This window comes from Nostoc sp. (assembly GCF_036917555.1).
In the GTDB taxonomy this organism is placed as follows: Bacteria; Cyanobacteriota; Cyanobacteriia; order Cyanobacteriales; family Nostocaceae; genus Nostoc.
The window spans coordinates 12,476-32,148 of the sequence record NZ_JBALDD010000089.1 but is presented as its reverse complement, the minus strand read 5'-3'; the positions used below and the strand labels follow the sequence as shown (position 1 = coordinate 32,148).

Genomic DNA, 19,673 nt, shown 5'->3' with positions numbered 1-19,673 from the left:
AGGTTTCGCCCTCTTCTTTTCCACATGACGCGAAAAGTCAGGAAGAGATTAACCCAAAGCGGACTTTAATTCATTTTCCGCTTGTGCCAACGCATCTGGTAATTTACTTGCATCGCGTCCGCCGGCTTGGGCTAAGTTCGGTCTTCCACCACCGCCACCGCCGCAAATTTTAGCGATCGCACCCACAAATTTACCAGCTTGCAAACCTTTTCTGTTCACTTCTGGACTAAAAGCTGCAACTAGACTCACTTTTCCCTCTTCGGGAACAGAACCCAGTACCACAGCACCGTTACCGATTTTTTGCAACAAGCGTTCGGCTGCGGTTTTCAATGATTCTGGATCAACATCTTCTAATTGGGCGACAATAATTTTATGATCGCCTACGGTTTGGGCTGTTTGTAGCAAGCTGTCAGATTTAGCGATCGCTAACTGTACCTTTAAGGTTTCTAATTCTTTCTGGCTATTTCTCAGTTCGCTTTGCAGACTTGTGATTCTGTCTGGTAATTCTTCAGGTTTCACTTTAAAGCGATCGCTCAAATCTTTTACTACTTTATCCCGCAGGTTGAGATAATCTAATATTGCTGGCCCCGAAACGGCTTCAATCCGCCGCACTCCAGAAGCTACGCCAGCTTCTGAGATAATCTTGAACACACCAATTTCAGCAGTGTTACTTACGTGAGTTCCACCGCATAGTTCCATTGATACGCTAGGAAAGTCAATTACCCGCACTTCCTCACCGTATTTTTCCCCGAACATGGCAACAGCACCCCTAGCTTTCGCCTCTGCTAAAGGTAATACTTCCACTTTTGCTGCATGAGCCTCAGCAATCCAAGTGTTCACCTGTTCTTCAACTTGTTGAACTTCCTCTGCTGTCAACGCGCGAGGACAGTTGAAGTCAAAGCGCAACCTGTCAAAAGAAACCAGGGAACCTGCTTGAGATATACCTTCATCAACAATTTTCTTCAACGCCGCTTGCAATAGGTGTGTTGCAGTATGGTTAGCTTGAGCGCGACGGCGACAAGCTGGATCGATTTGGGCGCTGATGCGATCGCCTACGCGTAGTGTACCGCGTTCGATGCGTCCGAAGTGAACAAAGAAATCAGATTCTTTCTTCACGTCTTCTACCCGAACAACGATACCATCACCAGAGATATAACCGCGATCGCCAATTTGCCCTCCAGATTCACCATAAAATGGCGTTTTGTCAAGGATAATTTGCACCTGTGTCCCCACTTCTGCTCCCTCTTGAGAAACACCTTCTACCAAAATCGCTTCAACTTTTGCCGTCGCCGCCGATTGGGCATAGCCTAAAAACTCGGTGACTTGGATGTGTTCTGCTAATTTGTCAAGGGAACCTTGCACAGTTAAATCGATGGTTTCGTGTGCTGCTTTGGCACGTTCCACCTGTTTTTGCATTTCGATATTGAATCCCACTTCATCAACTTCTAGTCCCTGTTCTTCCGCAATCTCCTGCGTCAGTTCCAAGGGGAAACCGTAAGTATCGTAAAGGGTAAAAGCATCGATTCCAGAAATTTTTTGTTTTGGTGAACCAGAAACTTTTGGTTCTGGCAAACCAGAAACTTTTGATTCTGGCAAACCAGAAACTTTTGATTCTGGCAAACCGGAAACTTTTGGTTCTGGAGAAGAAGATGGACGATACTGCTCATCTTGTATTGAAGATGGACGATTTATAATTTCTTCTAGCAGTTTTTCGCCTCTATCCAGAGTTCTGAGAAAATTGGATTCTTCCCGTTGCAGTTCAGCTTTAATTGCTGCTTCCCGTTGGCGCACATTGGGGTAAGCTGATTCCGAAAGAGCGATCGCAGTTTCAGCAACTTGGGTAGTAAATTCGCCAGAAATCCCAATTAATCGCCCATGACGCACCACCCGCCGAATTAACCGCCGCATTACATAACCGCGTCCGACATTGGAAGCACGAATTTCATCAGCAATCATGTGGATGACAGCGCGAATATGATCACCAATGACTTTTAGGGAAGTTTTGGTTTTTTCATCACTGCTGTGGTAATCAACACCAGCAATTTGCGCAGCTGTTTGGATAATTGGGAAAATCAGGTCAGTTTCATAGTTATTGGGTACTTTTTGGAGAATTTGCGCCATTCTCTCCAAACCCATGCCGGTGTCGATGTTCTTGTTTTGCAGCGGCGTTAAATTGCCTGACGCATCCCGGTTATATTGCATGAAGACGAGGTTGTAAAACTCGATGAACCGGGAATCGTCTTCTAAATCTATATTTTCGTCACCGCGTTCTGGATGGAAGTCGTAATAAATTTCGGAACAAGGACCACAAGGGCCAGTCGGGCCAGATGCCCAAAAGTTATCATCTTCGCCCAAGCGTTTAATTCTCGCTACTGGCACACCGATTTGATCGCGCCAGATTCCAAAGGCTTCATCATCATCTTCAAAAACGCTGACCACGAGATTTTGGGGGGAGAAGTCAAAGACTTGTGTGGAGATTTCCCAACCCCAAGCGATCGCTTGTTCTTTAAAATAATCACCAAAGCTGAAATTGCCCAGCATTTCAAAAAAGGTGTGATGCCGTTTGGTGCGTCCGACATTCTCAATGTCGTTGGTGCGGATACACTTTTGCGAAGTCGTAGCCCGTTTAAATTCTGGTGTGCGCTGCCCCAAGAATATTGGCTTAAATGGTAGCATCCCCGCGATCGTCAGCAGTACAGTTGGGTCTTCTGGCACGAGGGAGGCACTTGGGAGAATTTGGTGTTCCCGTTGAGCAAAGAAGTCGATAAATATGTTGCGAATTTTGTTACCGCTTAGGTACTGGGAATTTGAAGACATAGGTGTTTTTAACTTTAGACTTTAGACTTTCGACTTAGGCGTAGCGGCACTAGGTAGGTGTATTTTCATAAATAGCTTTATATATTCTTGCATTTTGTTTTATATTACTGCCAGCGAATTCTGCCAGTGGGTGAGCAAAATGCATTGATTAAGACGCTTTTACAACATAATCCGACTCTGGCAAGATGCGTGTAGGCGTAGTCCGCACTTCTCTACGAGAGGCTGCGAACTGAGTGACCGTCGTAGACATTGTATTTCGATGCTTAAAATTAATCATTAAGAAATACTTTAAAATTCCCATACTGAGGTAACAAATGGCACTAAAACTGAAAGTATCAAATATTGCTTGTGAGGGATGTGCAGAAATAATTACTGAGTCTATCCACGTTATGGAACCTGAGACCAAAGTGGATGTTGATATTAACGCTAAAACTGTCACGGTGGAGTCCGAAGCTTCTGAGGAGTCAATCAAACAGGTAATTGTTACTGCTGGTTACGCTGTAAAAGGTTATCGATCGGATTCCAGCTTTTCACAGAAGAAGTTTAGACTTTAATATCTCAGGCGACGCTAACAAAATTTTTTTATATTTTCCGCCTGTAGAAGGGCGGAATAGAAATAATTTCCCTAAATTAGGGGCAGGTTTTGACATAATTTTTTTATTTAGCTTTGTTTTCCAAATTTATGATATTACAGCAAATAAAAAAGATGTGAATTAAGTAAATAGACAAATCCAGATAAAGTGTAAGCAGAAATATTTTATTTCTTCTGCTAATGCATTGTTTTTTTGTTAAATTTCACTTAAATTATAAATTTTTACCCGACACTTTCTGTCTTTGTCTAGAGGGTAGGTAAACCCCAAAGACCTGCTGTACATTGCAGGAGGTGGTTTTACTGTATACTTGCTATAAAATTTAAATATTTTTTTACTATTTAATAAAAGACTAGTTTGTAAAGGGAAAGGCTAAAAAAATTTATAGGAAATGACATTTTTAATTACATAATAAAATTTTGGATTTGATAATTCAATGAAAAACTTTATATTTTCTTTATTTTTCTATTTAAAAATAAATTTAACTGCCTAATGCAATGGTTATTACAAACTATTTATTTTGGTAATTTCATCAGGTAAATAGTACTTAAGAAACAACAGCAATAGTTTTTAGAGATTTAAATAATATTCAGTATTTTTACTGTTTTAAAAATAAACTGTAAAGAAGACATTAGTTGTTAGCAATGAATATTTCCGAAACTGTAGTAGTAAATACAAAGTCTTAAAATGAGATTAAATTTGAAAGTTTACTATCTAATCGATGCTCAAAAAACAAGATGTCAAAAAATATAATTTAGCTGAGAACATTATATTTAGTATTAGACAACAAGAGCAGTAGTTACCCAAGTGAATTTATTTAGAATTTAAATAGGATAAAAATAAAGCAATGAATATTTCTATTCTGATCTTTGGAAAAAATAATTTTATCGCCACACTTCCAGATCAGATCCGTTATGCGACTGCTTTTAGTGTAGAAGTTATAGATAATTTGGATCAAGCAGTGTCGTGGATTAAAACAACACCCCCCGATATAATCCTGGTGCAGGCTAGCCTGGATAGTAGTATGGAACTCTGCGGTTGGTTGAAAGATCAGACAAAACTATCGTGGATATATTGTATTCTTTTCGAGGATCGTTCCCAGCAGCTGACTGATAGAAATAAGGGTTGGCAAAGGGAATTGGAGATGAGTGCTGCGGCCCTAAAGCAAGGAGCCGATGCATATATTTGGCATCTTATTGAAGAAAAAACAGATTATAGGTTGGCAGAGTTGACTGCCAATCATGGACTAATACTTGCTCAATTGACAGTTGGTTTGCGGAAAGCACAAAAATACCGAGATTTGATTCGGACAAATGATATGTTATCTGCGATCGCCTTAGCCGATTCCTTGACAGAATTAAATAATCGTCGTGCTTTAGAATGGGACTTGCCCAGACAAATTCAAAGAGCCAGGACTCAAAAAACTTCCCTGAGTTTGATTATTCTGGATGTAGATCATTTTAAGAAAGTTAACGATACTCATGGACATTTAGTAGGCGATCGCATTTTGCAAGTATTATGTCAGCGTTTGCGCCACAATCTGCGCTGTCAAGATACAGCATTCCGCTATGGTGGCGAAGAATTTGTAATTCTTCTAGCTAATACTACCGATGACGAAGCACTACCAGTAGCCCGTCGTCTCAATCGCGTAGTCAGCGATGAACCATTTGCACTCAATAATAAACTAACAATTAATGTCACCATTAGCCTGGGTACAGCCTCTCTGCAAGCTGAGGATGATGAGAAAGGAGAGAGTCTGCTGCATCGTGCCGATCAATGTCTGTTACAAGCTAAAACTTCTGGGCGTAATCGGGTGATTAACTCAAACTACTTATCTCATCATGGCTCACATTTGAAAGCTGTTTCTTCTTAAAAGTGCGGGGCATACGTGTCAATTTAAGCTAAAACCCTTTTAAAACCTCATTGGGCAGCAGCCTCAAGTGAAAATCATTTTGTCAAAACTAGAATTGCTTTACTAAGGTACGTTTCAGTCGCAATTTTTTATGGCTAATGGTAATGCGATCGCGAGTTGCTATCAAAGGCTCAGATTTAGTATTAAAAATTACAATGGTTCAATATAATTTTTATATAATTCCTTGAAATCCGCTATTTGAGGTGTTGAATCAAAATAGAAGTCGCTAAAATCTATACATCAAACCAAGTATTTCTATTACTAAATGACAACTCCAATACCTTACTACATCTCTCGTAAGCAAGCGCAGGATTTTCTCGCTAAATTTACAAAAGCACTGGAATTTCCAGAGTCTAACCCACTGCTGTCCCAGGTTTATGGGTTCGGGGGAGTTGGTAAAACTACCCTCATCAAAAAACTGAAAGAGACGCACGAATTGCAAGTTGACTTTGTAGAAGTCTCTTTTGGTCTTACAGCAGGTATTGAAACGCCACTGAAGCTAATGGAAAAGCTTTATGAGCTATTACCAAAACCTACCGGACTCTGGCGAAGGGATTTATTACCTAAAACCGACCCTTTTACATCACTTTATGAGCAGTATCAGGAAACTGTTTACAAGCTGAAAACTGAACCTGTACAAGGTAAATCAGTTGATGCACAGCAACAAAACACGGTTAAAGATTGGTTTGAACTAGGAACAGCCACACTGCTAGCAACAGGTGCAAGCTACTTGGGAGATCACGGAACAGCATTGAGTTTAGGTTTGGATGCTACGGTCAAGGCTGGGGGAATGTTATCAGATGCATCACAGGCACTCAAACCGACGAAAGAGCGTATACAAGAACTGCTGCAACAGCATCCAGCAACAAAGAATGATAAAGAGCTTCAGGAGTTGGTGCTGGAACCAATACCCAAGTTGACTCATGCATTTGCTCAAGGGTTAATCCAGAAAACTCAAAAACACAAGCGCTCGATTGTACTGATTCTAGATACCTATGAAAAAGCATCGTCAGATATTGACACTTGGCTGTGGCAGTATTTGTTAGAAGATACGCCCCTTAAGTCTTATAGTATACGTATTTTGGTGGCAGGACGACGTTCTCTACTAGAAAAAGAAAGTTGGCGGAAGTTGCAACAGGATCGGGATTTAATCTATGAACAACGGCTAGATGAATTCAATAAAGAGCAAACTAAGGAATATCTTCAGCATATTGGTATTACTAAATCTGGAGAGATTCAGAAAATATATAAAGCTACTAAAGGCTTACCCTACTATCTCAACTGGATTAGACGGGAGAAAGAAGCAGGTAAAGAAATTGACTTTTCCCGTGGCAACCAGGCGATTACTGATCTGCTACTGCAAGGACTAAATGCAAAGCAAAAACAGATAGTACAATTTGCAGCTTGTTGTCGTTGGTTTGATCGGTCGTTGATTCAATACTTGATGCAAAAGCAAGGAATAGACTTTGAAACTGGTGTTCATGCAAGTATAGACTGTTTTGATTGGCTAACAAAGTGCGATTTTGTTGAGTTTGTTCAAGGTCACTATCGGCTGGATGATGTAGCTCGTAATGTTTTTCGGTTGTCATTTTGTCAGGAGGACAAAACGCGATTTCGTGAAACCCATGAAATGCTAACCAGATATTTTGAGCAACAAGCTAACCAAGAAGTTGCTCCAGATAGCCCTCAACCAGAAAAATACGATAACTCTGATTGGCGTCAAGACACTGCTGAATTTCTCTATCATGCTCTTTTTGCGAGAAGAGATGAGGGTCAGCGTCAATTTCTTTCCCATTTCTTTGCTTCTCGTTATCTCAATCAAATTGATGTCGTAATGATTCCTTTCGCCGCAATTGCCGCAGAAGCAGCAGTAGAGAATTATCGCCTCTTGCCCGATTCAACTGAGAAGTTTCTGAAAAGCATAAAATTGGGCTTTCCCTTTAGTTGGATGATGTTACCAGAAAATCCAGCTAAATATGATATTGAGTACAAAGGCTGGACTGGCCCCTCTAAGGAAGAGATAGAGGCAGCATTACGACCTTGTTTTTCTCAAGTTGACTTTTTGGAAGATGGACTGGGTAAATATACAGGGCTGTTGTCTAAATCCCTACGTAGTCAACCAAATCAGCAAGTTGATTTGCTACAGACGGCAGCAGAACAGGCTGAAAAAATTGCAACTGATAGTTATCCTCAATTCAGCGTTAGTCTATTTTTAAATTTAGGTCATCAGCAGCATAATCTAGATTGTGATGAAGAAGCGCTCGTTAGTTACAACAGAGCCTTAATAATTCAGGATGACAATCCCATAATTTGTTACTGCCAAGGCAATGTCTTAGCAAAATTAGGTCGTTATAAAGAAGCGCTCACTAGCTACGATAAAGCCTTGCAAATTAAAAACGACTATGGCGAGGCTTGGAACAACCGAGGCTTGGTACTGGGAGCATTAGAGCATTATCAAGAAGCACTTGCTAGTTTATATAAAGCTTTAGCAATTAAAGATGATGACCTGAATATATTGAGAAATATAGCTGTTACACTGATGAGCTTACATTCTTATAAAGAGGTAATTACTATCTGCGATCAGGTCTTAAAGATTAAACCCGAGGCTACTGATATTTTAAGCAACAAGGGTTTGAGCTTGAGTTTGTTGGGGCGTTATGATGAAGCATTGGCTAACCTTAATAAAGCTGTAAAACTTAAACCAGAATATCCGCTTTGGTGGGCTAACCAGGGCATTATCCTAGCTCGTGCAGGACGTTACCAAGATTCACTGGCTAGTTGCGAGAAAGCTTTAGAATTAAAAGCTAATGATGAGAGTGGCTATTATGGCAAAGCTTGCTATTTCGCTTTACAAAATGATGTTAATTTAGCCATTGAGAACCTACAACAAGCAATTAATATCAATCCCTCTCGATGCCGTATAGAAGCAAAAATAAACCCTGATTTTGATAGCATTCGGGATGATGCAAGATTTCAGGGATTGTTGCAAGGTTAAATCGGCAGATGACACTAAGGAGCAAGCAACTCCAAATAAAAAGATCCAATTAGTTAAGAGCATTCCCCAAACTATGCTCTAAAATTTATCTAAATTCATTAAAGCCTTAACTTATGCTTCTTACCGAACTCATCCCGCTAGTTAAAGAATTATCCCACACTGATAAACTCTTACTAATGCATTTTCTGGCAGCCGAATTGTTGAAAGAATCAAGTTTAGTTCCATTGGATGCTGAGGACAAAGTAGCTAGTCTTGGCTTATATGATTCTTTTGAAGCTGCTACTGTTTTAGCAAAGGCATTAGCAGAAGAAAAAGCGGCAACACATGGTTGATAAAGTTAGATTTGCATTTACTGAGGTAAATCCAGAACTTGGTGCATTAAGTACGCTGCCTTATCTACGGTTAATTCTGACTTATCAGAATCGTTCTGTAAGTGTATCAGGCTTACTAGATACTGGTTCTACTGTTAACGTATTGCCTTACGAAATAGGGTTAAGGCTGGGGGCAGTTTGGGAACGTCAAAGACTCTCTGTTCCATTGGGTGGTAATTTGGCTAGGTTTGAGGCGAGGGCATTGGTGTTGATGGCGAATGTTGAACAATTTCCGACAGTAGAGCTAGTTTTTGCTTGGACAAAAGATAGAAACGCCCCATTGATTTTAGGACACATGAATTTCTTTTTAGCGTTTGATGTGTGCTTCTATCGTTCTGAATTAGTATTTGAAATTAGCTCTAAAATAGCCTGATGGAAATAGTGAAACCCAACATCATATTAGGTTAACGGTGGGTTTCACAGAATTTAACTACCTTGATTAGGCGGTATTTGTTCCGGTGGCGTTTCTGCTGGGGGAGCGAGTACCGCATCCGGCGCAATTTCTTCTACAGGAATCGGTTGCTTGTCCTCAATTTCAAAATCTGGTTGCGCTGCTTCCACCAATTCAGGAGATGGGGGATGTGGGGGAATCGCTTCCGGTACACTCTCGGTTTTTGCTTCAGTGTCGGTTGTAACTGTCTCCTCTGCTGGTTGTTCTGGTATGACAATAGTTTTGTCGATAATCTCAACAGCAGGTTTCTCTGACAGTACAGAGATAATATCTTCAGGTTTGGGGGTTGTGGGTGTATTTTTACTCACAGTCTGTTGCACTTTGTCTTTTGCACCACTGAAGGTACTACCAAGACCTTTTTGCAACTGGCCCAGCCGTTCCTGAAGGGACAACTTATTCACCTGTTCTTGAATGCCAGTTTTTACCGTCTCAGCACTGGGTACTTGGGTTTGTTGTGCCTGTGGAGTCAATTGCCGACGTAATGATAGAGTTTGCCAGCCAAACCAGACCAAAAGAGCCACACTAGCCAGATGACCCAGCAACAAACCTCCAGTAATGCGTGGTGCAAACACCCATAAAACTAAAGCGTAGAATAATCCTACGCCACTCCAGATAAAGTCATTCTTGCGGTGGATTTCTGGGAAAAAGAAAGCTGCTATGTAAATGGCTAAACTACCAAGACCCACTACCAAAGCTAGGACAAATGCCAGCATTATTTGGTTACTCCTTACTGCGTCCTTTGATTATTTCAATTTTGCAAATTTTGCCAGTCAATTGTTGATTTAGATACAATTTAAAATTAATTATCCATGTTAGTTGTGGATTTTTGTCGTTTATATCAAGTCTTAAGGTCTTCTTTAGGGGAGAAGGAAAAATATCGGACTACCCTTAAGGTAAAAGGATCTGCAAGAGTTAGCCAGAAATTTTTTATGACACTACAAAGCTTTGGTGTGATTGGATTAGCCGTTATGGGTGAGAACATCGCTCTAAACGTGGAGCGCAATGGCTTCCCAATTGCAGTTTACAACCGCTCCCGAGAAAAAACGGATGCGTTTATGGCGCAGCGTGCGCCAGGACGGAACGTCAAAGCCGCCTTTACCCTAGAAGAATTCGTTGCCGCATTGGAACGTCCCCGTAAAATTCTAGTGATGGTGCAAGCTGGTAAGCCAGTAGATGCGGTGATTTCTCAACTCCGACCTTTGCTAGATGAAGGCGATATCATTATCGACGGTGGCAACTCTTGGTTTGAAGATACAGAACGACGCACTCAAGAATTAGAACCGGCTAAACTTCGGTTTATCGGGATGGGTGTCAGCGGTGGTGAAGAAGGTGCGCTAAATGGGCCTTCACTCATGCCAGGAGGTACAGAAAGCTCCTACGAGTATCTATCGCCAATTTTTAATAAAATTGCTGCCCAAGTTGACGATGGTCCTTGCGTAACCTATTGCGGTCCTGGTGGCGCAGGTCACTACGTCAAAATGGTACACAACGGCATTGAATACGGCGATATGCAGCTGATTGCTGAAGCCTACGACTTGCTGAAAAATGTTGCTGGACTAGACCATAATCAGCTACACGAAGTTTTTACCGAGTGGAACACCACCGACGAACTCAATTCGTTTTTGATTGAAATTACGTCAAAGATTTTCCCCTACATTGACCCAGAAACAAATCTACCCTTAGTCGATTTGATTGTTGATGCCGCAGGGCAAAAGGGAACCGGACGCTGGACAGTGCAGACTGCAATGGATTTGGGAGTTTCTGTACCGACAATGATTGCAGCGGTGAACGCCCGGATTATGTCTTCCTTCAAAAAAGAGCGGGTAGTAGCATCCAAGATACTTACAGGCCCTTCTGGCAAGTATGAGGGAGATACCAAAGCTTTTATCAATATGGTGCGAGATGCTCTGTATTGCTCGAAAATCTGTTCTTACGCTCAGGGCATGGCACTGTTAGCTACAGCTTCAAAAACCTACAACTATAACTTGCATTTAGGTGAATTGGCGCGGATTTGGAAGGGTGGCTGTATTATTCGTGCTGGATTTTTGAATAAGATTAAGAACGCATTTAACGAAAATCCAGCGCCACCTAACCTGCTATTAGCTCCGGAATTCAAGCAGACAATTCTTGATAGACAAACAGCTTGGCGTGAAGTGTTGGTAACATCAGCAAGACTGGGAATTCCAGTGCCAGCATTCAGTGCGTCATTAGATTATTTTGACAGCTATCGACGCGATCGCTTGCCCCAAAACCTCACTCAAGCTCAACGCGACTACTTCGGAGCGCACACCTACGAGCGACTTGATAAGCCCGGAGCCTTCCACACCGAATGGACGCCGATTTCTGAAGCATCAGTGCAAACTTCCACACCAAGAGAGCTGCAAACTTCAGAACCAACTACACCTACAACACCTACAACATCTCCAAATGTTTAGAGAGTTTTAAATTGTAAATTTTAAAGTGGCTCTTACAGAGCCACTTTTTTTGTTCAGTTATCACTGTTAATTGTTAAGCTAATACACATTTAACTTGCATATTTTTCATTTTAGAGAAAAAGCATCAATCTTTTTTTATTGTTCCTCTGCCCTTTTGCTGTCTAAATGTGCTTTCTTAGATGTATATAGCACTTCTTGTTTGCGTGAGGTATACCCACCCCGCGATATAATGTTGTACCGCATCTGAATGAGAACCGCTATAACAGCTTATGTCCTTCTCACTACCTTAATATTAAGAGTTGTTATTACCAAGATATTTGGCTTTTAATTCTTCTAATTCTTCATCTATTTTGCTTTTATTAGAAGGCTGAGGTGTTGGCTTTTGGGGCTGTATTTTATTTGGTTGAGGTTTGCTGTTACCCATAAATTGGGTTTTCATTTCTTCTAATTCTTTCTCAAGTTGACTAGGAGATTTCGATACAAAAGCGGGTGAAGAATTTGCTGGTGATTGAGGGATAGGTTTTGGTGGAATCGCTGGCTTTGATGCTACTGGCAAGTATTTATTTAAGTCTTTGAGAACTTCGTCTACTGTTTGATAACGCCGAATCGGGATACTTTCTAGCATCTTGTTGAGAATGCGGCTCAACTCATTACTGACGGGAGTTTGCAAGTATTGCTGCCATACCCAAGTATCGTTGTTGGTATCATAAGAATCGAAGGGCGATCGCACTGTTAATAAATTAATACAAGTCGCACCCAAACTATAAATATCGCTGGCGAAAATAGCCCTACCTCTCATTTGTTCAGGGGCAACATATTCTGGACTACCAATACTAGTACCAGTTTTATTTAAGGCAGCGCCAGTGGCAGATTTAGCAGCACCAAAATCTACTAAGACTAGTTTGCGTTCGGCATCGCTTTCACGAATAATATTTTCTGGCTTGATATCGCGGTGAATTACGTGTCTGGCGTGACAAAATTGCAAAACTGACAATAAATCGTTTAATAGTTGCCAGATTTGTGTTTCACTAAAAGCACCTCTATGTGCCAATTCCTGGGCTAAGTTTTGCCCGTCGATAAATTCTTGTACAAGATACTGCCGATTTTCTTGGGTAAAATATGCCAGTAGTTCGGGAATTTGGGGATGTTTGCCCAATTCATCTAACTGCACTGCTTCTTGGTTAAATAACTCTACGGCTTTGGCAAGCGTGTTAGTGCCTTGGGATTGGGGATAAAATTGCTTAATTACGCAGCGTGGTTTTGAGGGTTTATCCTCATCTACAGCTAAGAAAGTTTTGCCAAAACCACCTTGTCCGATTGGTTTGATAGCACGGTAACGTTCTTTGAGGAGTAACTTGGTACCGCAAGTCCGGCAAAACTTGACATCATCAGGATTTTCAGGCTTGGGACAATGAGGATTAAGGCAGTAGCTCATACAGGCGATCGCTCTTATATCTCTTTATTTTACTGGCGTTAAGGGTGGAGACTTTTGCGAATCCGTTAAAATATGAGCGATCTCTACGACGGGTTATTCGGCGTCGCACTACTAACTACTACAACGCGGCGGAAATCAAGCCACCATTTTAAACAAGCAAAAGCCTTGATATACAAACTTTTGACTTTTGACTTTTGACTTTTGACTTTTGACTTCCGCCTTGCGGTACTACCTCATACCTTCCATCACTGGATGGAAGTAGAAGGCGAACCCCAATACTGTATAAGCAGCTAATAACAAAGTGCCTTCCAGCCAATTGGATTTACCATCAGAACTAATACTGTTGGCAATCAACACTGACACAACCACAGCGACTAATTCAAAGGGTTTGAAATCCAAATCCATTGGTTGCCCCAATACCCGCCCTGCTATAACTAACACAGGTGCAACAAATAGGGCAATCTGCATACTCGATCCCACAGCTACCGACAGGGAAAGATCCATCTTATCTTTCATCGCCACGGTGACTGCTGTGGCGTGTTCAGCCGCGTTACCGACGATGGGAACCAAAATTACCCCTGTAAACAGCGCCGTCAAACCTAGCTGAGATGTGGCCACTTCCAGAGAATCGACCAACATTTCTGACTCAATTGCCACTAGCAAAGTACATACTAGCAGCACGCCAACCCATAAAGGCATATTTGGTTTACCATGAGATATTTCTTCAACTTCTGCTTCTGCCTCCGCTAGACCCACATCATAAAGATAGGAGTGAGTTTTCATCGAAAATAGCAGTGTTAGGGCATAAACCAAGATTAATACTACAGCAACAGCAATAGAAAGATTTTGCAGTGTTTGTTCGTTAATTCCTTCAGAGGTATAGTTCATTGCCGTTGGCATCAAAATGGCAATCACCGCCAAATTCATCGAAGCAGCATTCACCCGCGCCACAATTGGCTGAAATGTCTGTTCTTTGTAGCGCAGTCCTCCCAAAAGCATCGAAAAACCCATCACCAGTAGTAAGTTGCTAATAATCGATCCCGTGATACTGGCTTTGACTACATCTATTAACCCAGCGTTCAGCGCTACTAGGGCGATGATTAGTTCTGTAGCATTGCCAAAAGTGGCGTTTAACAAGCCCCCCAATGATGGCCCAACTACCACAGCAATTTCTTCTGTGGCTGTACCCATCCAAGCTGCTAAGGGCAGAATTGCTAATCCAGCTGTAATGAAAACTGTCAATTCTCCCCATTCTAGAAAGTGGGCTGCTACAGAAACCGGGATGAACAGTAGTAAAACGAAAAGAATAATGTTTTTGGTTGACATTTGTTGTCTTAAGTTGAGGGTATCATTCACAGCGACCAATCCTAAGTTTCAAATTTGGAGTGTTGAATTAACTAATCACTTTCACTCAGCACTCCGATATGGTACTCTCAACCGCCTGTAGAGCAATTCAGAAATTGTACTGTTTTCCGTTCAACGCTGCGGATGTTGTGTAAAGCAAAATTGCGATATAATGAGTTTTCGTAATCTTTTGTTGCAAAAGTATGAATTTAAGCCAAAATATTACATCAAAAATCGGGTTTAATATATTAAAAGACAATTAAAATATTGATTGGCGCTAAAGAAGAAGAAAAAACCCCTAACTGAGGCTTTGTTCAATGGCTAATTATTTTAAGTCTTCAGGGAAAGGGCTGTGCGATAACGCAGATTTCCCACTACAATAAGACCGCCTTGTCAAAAATTTGGTTGAGTTTCATAGTTGTTGTTTATACCGGATTTTGTGTGAAAACTATCGGACAAAGGTTTATGCACAATTATTTCGGTGCAAATGCAAGTTTTTTGTTTTGGATAAATATACATGACTTCTGCTGCCCAAATGCCAGCTAGCTCTGGCTCAACGTTAACATTACATTCAGATCCCAATAACACCAAAGAAACCGATCCCCTGAGAAAGGCTAATGGTGTTTATGTGACGGTGCATGGTCATTTTTACCAGCCACCAAGGGAAAACCCTTATCTGGACGCAATTGAACGCCAACCGAGCGCTGCACCTTTCCATGATTGGAATGAGCGGATTCATTGGGAATGCTATCGTCCAAATGCCTTTGCCAGAGTCTTAAATGACCAAGGCGAAGTCGTGGGGATCGTCAATAATTACGAGTATTTCAGTTTTAATATTGGCCCAACGCTGATGTCGTGGCTAGAACGCTACGATGTGGAAGTTTATCAGCGAATTTTAGAGGCGGATGCCAAGAGTAGCCAACGCTTGCATGGTCACGGCAATGCGATCGCGCAAGTATACAATCACATCATCATGCCTCTGGCGAACGAGCGCGACAAATATACCCAAATTCGCTGGGGTAAAGAAGACTTCCGCTCCCGCTTTGGACGTGATCCCGAAGGGATGTGGCTAGCAGAAACTGCTGTAGACTACGCCACTTTAGAAGCTCTTGTTGCTGAGGGTATTCGCTTCATTGTCCTGGCACCATCTCAAGCACTGCGTTGCCGTCCCCTCCCCACTCCAGATCATCCCAATCCTGAATGGATCGAAGTTGGTGGTAGTCAGATTGATTCCACCCGTCCCTATCGTTGTTATTTACAGCCCACACTAGATATTTCATCTTCACCTCTAAGTGCGATGGGCTACGCCCCGCCGGAGGCGATCGCTACAAGCCCCAAAGATGGTAGTACAGAAGAATTACCCTACATTGATATCTTCTTCTACGATGGGCCGATATCACGGGATATGGGTTTTAGTGATGTCGTTTATAATTCCAGTCACTTTGCCGGACGTATCGGTTCAGCAGTGCGTGGGGATCATCGTCTGGCACAGTTGATTTCTGTGGCAACGGATGGGGAAACCTTTGGACACCACAAAAAGGGAACAGAGAAAACTTTAGCCTACGCCTTTACCAAAGAGTTTCCTCAACAGGGTTGGACGGTGACAAACTTTGCCCACTACCTGAGCTTAAATTCTCCCAGTTGGGAAGTGGAATTAAAGTCAGTCACAGCCTGGAGTTGCGCCCACGGTGTCGGCAGATGGGAGGATGATTGTGGTTGTGGTGGGGAAGGCTCAGTTTGGCATCAGAAATGGCGTCGTCCACTGCGGGATGCCCTAAATTGGCTGCGGGATCAGCTAACTGAGGTGTATGAAGAACATGGTAGACAGTTATTTCGCGATCCCTGGCTAGCGCGGGATGAATATATCCAAGTAATGCGCGATCGCTCTGCTACCAATGTCAACCGTTTCCTCGCCCGTCATCAAACCCACAAACTAACCGCAGCCGAACAAGTAGACGCACTCCGCCTATTAGAAATGCAGCGTCACGCTTTGTTGATGTTCACTAGTTGCGGTTGGTTTTTTGAAGAAATTTCCCGTCCAGAGGGGACACAAATTCTGCGCTATGCCGCCCATGCTTTGGAATTGGCAGGGGATGTGGCGGGTGTGCAGTTGGAAAAAGGCTTCGTCAAACGTCTTGGTTTAGCCCCCAGTAATGTGAATCAGTTCAAACACGGTGCGGAAATTTATCGGCAACTCGTGCTAACTGCCCAACTTGGCTTTAAGCAAGTAGCAGCCCACTACGCCATTACTTCCCTGTTTACCAATCAGAAACTAGCAGAGACGCACAATTCCCTACCGAGAAAAGATACTGCTGAAAAACAGTCTCAACGTTACCATAAGCGGGTTTATTGCTACGCTGCCAATGAACTAGATTACCAACTGCAACGCATGGGATCGCTAACTCTGGCTGTGGGAAATTTAAAGCTAGTGTCAGAGATTACTTGGGAAAGTGAGCATTTGGTATTTGCAGTTTTGCATTTGGGAGGCTGGGATTTTCATTGCGGCATTCAGCAATTCACTGGGCGGCGTGACTACAGCCAATTAAAAGAAAAGCTGTTTGGCGCACTAAAACAAGCTAGTGCGGCTCATACTATTTCGGCGATGACACAGCTATTTGGAAAAGAAGCTTTCAGCTTGCAAAATCTATTTGCTGAAGAACGTCATCGAATTATGGGGCTGCTGAGTCAGGAAACACTGGCACGCTTAGGGCAGTTGTATACCCAAGCCTACCGCGATAATTACGGTGTGCTGATGGCGTTTCACCGAGATGAAATAGCAGTACCACAAGAATTGCAGGTAGCAGCCGATATTGCTTTAGGGCATCGCTGTCTAATGACATTACGATCGCTTGAGCAAGATATTGCCGATCCCCAAAAGAGTTGGAATCACATCTTAGAATTAGAGGCGATCGCTACTGAAGCAAAACATCTGCGTTGTCGGCTGAATATTCCCGACGGTAAGCAGATGTTAGAACAGTTAATTGCACGATCGCTCTGGCAATTATTGCACGATGCCAATGGTAATTTTAATGCAGATATCCAACTATTGGAACGATTGATTGATGTCGGGGATCAACTAAATATTCATATTTCCCTACAGCGATCGCAGGAACTATACTTTAGTTGTCTGCAAAGTCAGATAGCGCCAGTGTGTATTACTAGCCTTGGTAATGAAGGAGATAATCAGTGTCTTCAGTTGCTCAAGTTGGGTAAAAAATTAGCTGTTGATGTCAGTTCGATCTCAAATCAGTTGGGATAGATGTAGAGGCTGTACAGTGGTAAATTAGTTGGGGTAAAAATTTCACACAGAGAAAAGGGGATAATTATCCTCTTTTCTTTTTATAGCGGTTCCCATTCAGATGCAGTACAACATTACATCACCAGTGTAGGGGGGCACGGCAGTGCCCATACGTGTCAACTTAACGTGAAACCCGCTTGGTGAGAACGTTTTGCCCTCACCCCCAGCCCCTCTCCCATCCGTGAGAGGGGAGCAAGAGATTTAATTCCCCTTCTCCCAAGGGAGAAAGGGTTAGAGAATGAGGGCGTGAGGTGATGTGTAAAACACCTACCCAATATAGCTTTCAGCTTAAGTTGACACGTAGGGGCACTGCCATGCCCCTACGGGTGTACCTCACGTAAACGAGAACCGCTATAACTTCCTTTACTTAACATGAGAGCGATCGCAATGGTAGGGATAAAGCCACTCACACTTGAAGAGTCCACGGGTATGTTTTTCAAAAAATGTTCCTGCATGGCGTCCAGGTGATATATCGATCCCAGCTTTAGTTTTAATCTCATATAACCAGGGAAAGGCTACTACTAAAATAGCTATGACAGTAAAGAGGTAGAAAATCGTAGTTTTAATGTTAGGAAATCTTCGGGAATTGCTATTGTGATTTTGAGACATAGAAATGAAGAGAAACTAATAGCCCATACCATCGTAACCTAAAGCTGAAAATATCGCCGGAAACGCGGATCGATATTATCTGTTTTCTGCTGATTACAGGTAAAACAGAGAGTTTGAAGATTGCTGATATCATTGTGACCGCCACGAGCCAGGGGAATGATATGATCAATGCTGAGGTTAGTTTCTACATTAGTTTTACCGCAGCTTCGGCATTGATATTGGTCGCGTTGAAAAACATATTTTTTGACTTCCGGTGGGATACGAATGCGGGGAGTTTTGCTCATTTGTTTTCTAGTTACTAAGAAATTCTTCCAAACTGGGTACGTCTACCCAACTTGCTTTTTGATGCGATTCATGAGATAAATCCATCAACAACTGAGAATAAATTCCTTCGCGTAGCGATGGTGTGATTTCCTGATTGCGATCAATTCCTTGCACCCATTGGTCTACTACACGAATAAATGCCGAAATGCGGCCATCAGCATAATTTTTGGGAAAAATTAATCGATTCGGTATTTCTATTTCTATTAGAGGTTTACCTGGCTGGGAACCCCAAACACGAAAACCATGTATATAATCTTTTTGATTTTCACTGCCCACTATTAATGTACCGCGATCGCCATATACTTCTACCCAATGGGTTCTTGCTGCATGAACAACCGCACTGATAGAAAGTTGGCAAGGTGTACCATTCGTTAATTCCAGCGTTAATATACAGTTGTCATCTGTATTCACTAGCTTAGATTCCCCACTAATCGGGTCAACTCGTGTAGGAATAGCAGTAGTTAAATGGGCGTTTAATCTATGCACTGGCCCGAATAACCAGTGAATATAATCGAAGGCGTGAGAACCCAAAGAACCCAATGCACCGCCTCCTTTATCTTTATCAGAATACCAATTCCAAGGGCGTGAAGTATCAGCACGAGAAGAACCTAACCAATCAATTTTAATTAGGCGTAACTTACCCACATAGTTTTCTGACAATAATTCTGCAAAGAATTGCCATGCTGGTACAAAGCGAAATTCAAAATCTACAGTTGCAATGACGCTTTTTGCTTTAGCTAACTGATAAAGTTCTTTCGCTTCAAATACATTTAAAGTTGTCGGTTTTTCTAGTAATAAATGTTTTCCAGCTTGCAATACAGTTTTTGCCATTTCATAGTGTAAAAAGGGCGGTGTCGAAATGCTGACGGCTTGCACTTCTGGTAATGCCACAATATCTGCAAGTGAGTCGTAAGCATGACGAATATTATGAGATTCTGCTATAGCTTTGGCTTGATTTATATCTCGATGATAAACAGCAACTACCTCAGTGCGAGGATGTGCTTGGAATCCAGGGATGTGGACTTTTTGACCAAATCCAGTGCCTGCGATCGCAACCCCAATCATATCATCATTTACTCCCATAATTATCCA

Annotated in this window: 13 protein-coding genes and 1 pseudogene; 7 read left to right on the top strand and 7 right to left on the bottom strand. The window is 42.1% G+C overall.

Annotated elements, in window-relative coordinates; all coding sequences use genetic code 11:
- Positions 1–48: 48 nt before the first annotated feature.
- Complete coding sequence (gene alaS, locus V7K60_RS33135) at positions 49–2,817, bottom strand: alanine--tRNA ligase (RefSeq protein WP_334932216.1); 2,769 nt, start codon at positions 2,815–2,817, stop codon at positions 49–51.
- 314 nt (positions 2,818–3,131) lie between these two features.
- Between alaS and V7K60_RS33130 the strand changes: the two genes are divergently transcribed.
- From V7K60_RS33130 to V7K60_RS33110, 5 genes are all read left to right on the top strand, one after another.
- On the top strand, positions 3,132–3,371 hold the full coding sequence (locus tag V7K60_RS33130) for a heavy-metal-associated domain-containing protein (protein ID WP_334932214.1): 240 nt from the start codon (positions 3,132–3,134) through the stop codon (positions 3,369–3,371).
- Between the two features lie 883 nt (positions 3,372–4,254).
- Positions 4,255–5,280: a GGDEF domain-containing protein gene (locus V7K60_RS33125; protein ID WP_334932212.1), complete on the top strand. Its 1,026-nt coding sequence runs from the start codon at positions 4,255–4,257 to the stop codon at positions 5,278–5,280.
- 304 nt (positions 5,281–5,584) lie between these two features.
- On the top strand, positions 5,585–8,314 hold the full coding sequence (locus V7K60_RS33120; protein ID WP_334932210.1) for a tetratricopeptide repeat protein: 2,730 nt from the start codon (positions 5,585–5,587) through the stop codon (positions 8,312–8,314).
- A gap of 113 nt (positions 8,315–8,427) precedes the next feature.
- Entirely contained in the window at positions 8,428–8,646 is a 219-nt protein-coding gene (locus V7K60_RS33115) for a hypothetical protein (protein WP_334932208.1), read from the top strand.
- On the top strand, positions 8,639–9,058 hold the full coding sequence (locus V7K60_RS33110; protein ID WP_334932207.1) for a hypothetical protein: 420 nt from the start codon (positions 8,639–8,641) through the stop codon (positions 9,056–9,058). Before V7K60_RS33115 ends, V7K60_RS33110 begins: the two co-directional genes overlap by 8 nt.
- A gap of 53 nt (positions 9,059–9,111) precedes the next feature.
- On the opposite strand, the gene V7K60_RS33105 is transcribed toward V7K60_RS33110, so the two are convergent.
- The gene (locus V7K60_RS33105) at positions 9,112–9,849 is read right to left on the bottom strand and encodes a Ycf66 family protein (RefSeq protein WP_334932205.1); all 738 of its coding nucleotides are present in this window, start codon (positions 9,847–9,849) and stop codon (positions 9,112–9,114) included.
- A 216-nt stretch (positions 9,850–10,065) separates the two neighbouring features.
- Here V7K60_RS33105 and gndA point away from each other — a divergent pair.
- Positions 10,066–11,487, top strand: a pseudogene (gene gndA / locus V7K60_RS33100) (NADP-dependent phosphogluconate dehydrogenase); the annotation flags it as partial.
- Positions 11,488–11,863: 376 nt separating this feature from the next.
- On the opposite strand, the gene V7K60_RS33095 reads toward gndA, so the two are convergent.
- Positions 11,864–13,006: a serine/threonine-protein kinase gene (locus V7K60_RS33095; protein WP_334932203.1), complete on the bottom strand. Its 1,143-nt coding sequence runs from the start codon at positions 13,004–13,006 to the stop codon at positions 11,864–11,866.
- Positions 13,007–13,234: 228 nt separating this feature from the next.
- The gene (gene cax / locus V7K60_RS33090) at positions 13,235–14,332 is read right to left on the bottom strand and encodes a calcium/proton exchanger (protein WP_334932202.1); all 1,098 of its coding nucleotides are present in this window, start codon (positions 14,330–14,332) and stop codon (positions 13,235–13,237) included.
- A 535-nt stretch (positions 14,333–14,867) separates the two neighbouring features.
- On the opposite strand from cax, the gene V7K60_RS33085 reads away from it, so the two are divergent.
- Positions 14,868–17,609, top strand: coding sequence for a DUF3536 domain-containing protein (locus V7K60_RS33085; protein WP_334932201.1), 2,742 nt, complete (start codon positions 14,868–14,870; stop codon positions 17,607–17,609).
- A 402-nt stretch (positions 17,610–18,011) separates the two neighbouring features.
- Here the strand turns inward: V7K60_RS33085 and V7K60_RS33080 are convergent, their stop codons facing one another.
- The 3 genes from V7K60_RS33080 to V7K60_RS33070 are packed head-to-tail and all read right to left on the bottom strand — an operon-like array spanning position 18,012 to position 19,664.
- Entirely contained in the window at positions 18,012–18,257 is a 246-nt protein-coding gene (locus V7K60_RS33080; protein WP_334932200.1) for a hypothetical protein, read from the bottom strand.
- 38 nt (positions 18,258–18,295) lie between these two features.
- Positions 18,296–18,541, bottom strand: a complete 246-nt coding sequence (locus V7K60_RS33075) for an HNH endonuclease (protein ID WP_334932198.1) — start codon at positions 18,539–18,541, stop codon at positions 18,296–18,298.
- Positions 18,542–18,548: 7 nt separating this feature from the next.
- Entirely contained in the window at positions 18,549–19,664 is a 1,116-nt protein-coding gene (locus tag V7K60_RS33070) for a Gfo/Idh/MocA family protein (RefSeq protein WP_442944506.1), read from the bottom strand.
- Between the last annotated feature and the right edge of the window lie 9 nt (positions 19,665–19,673).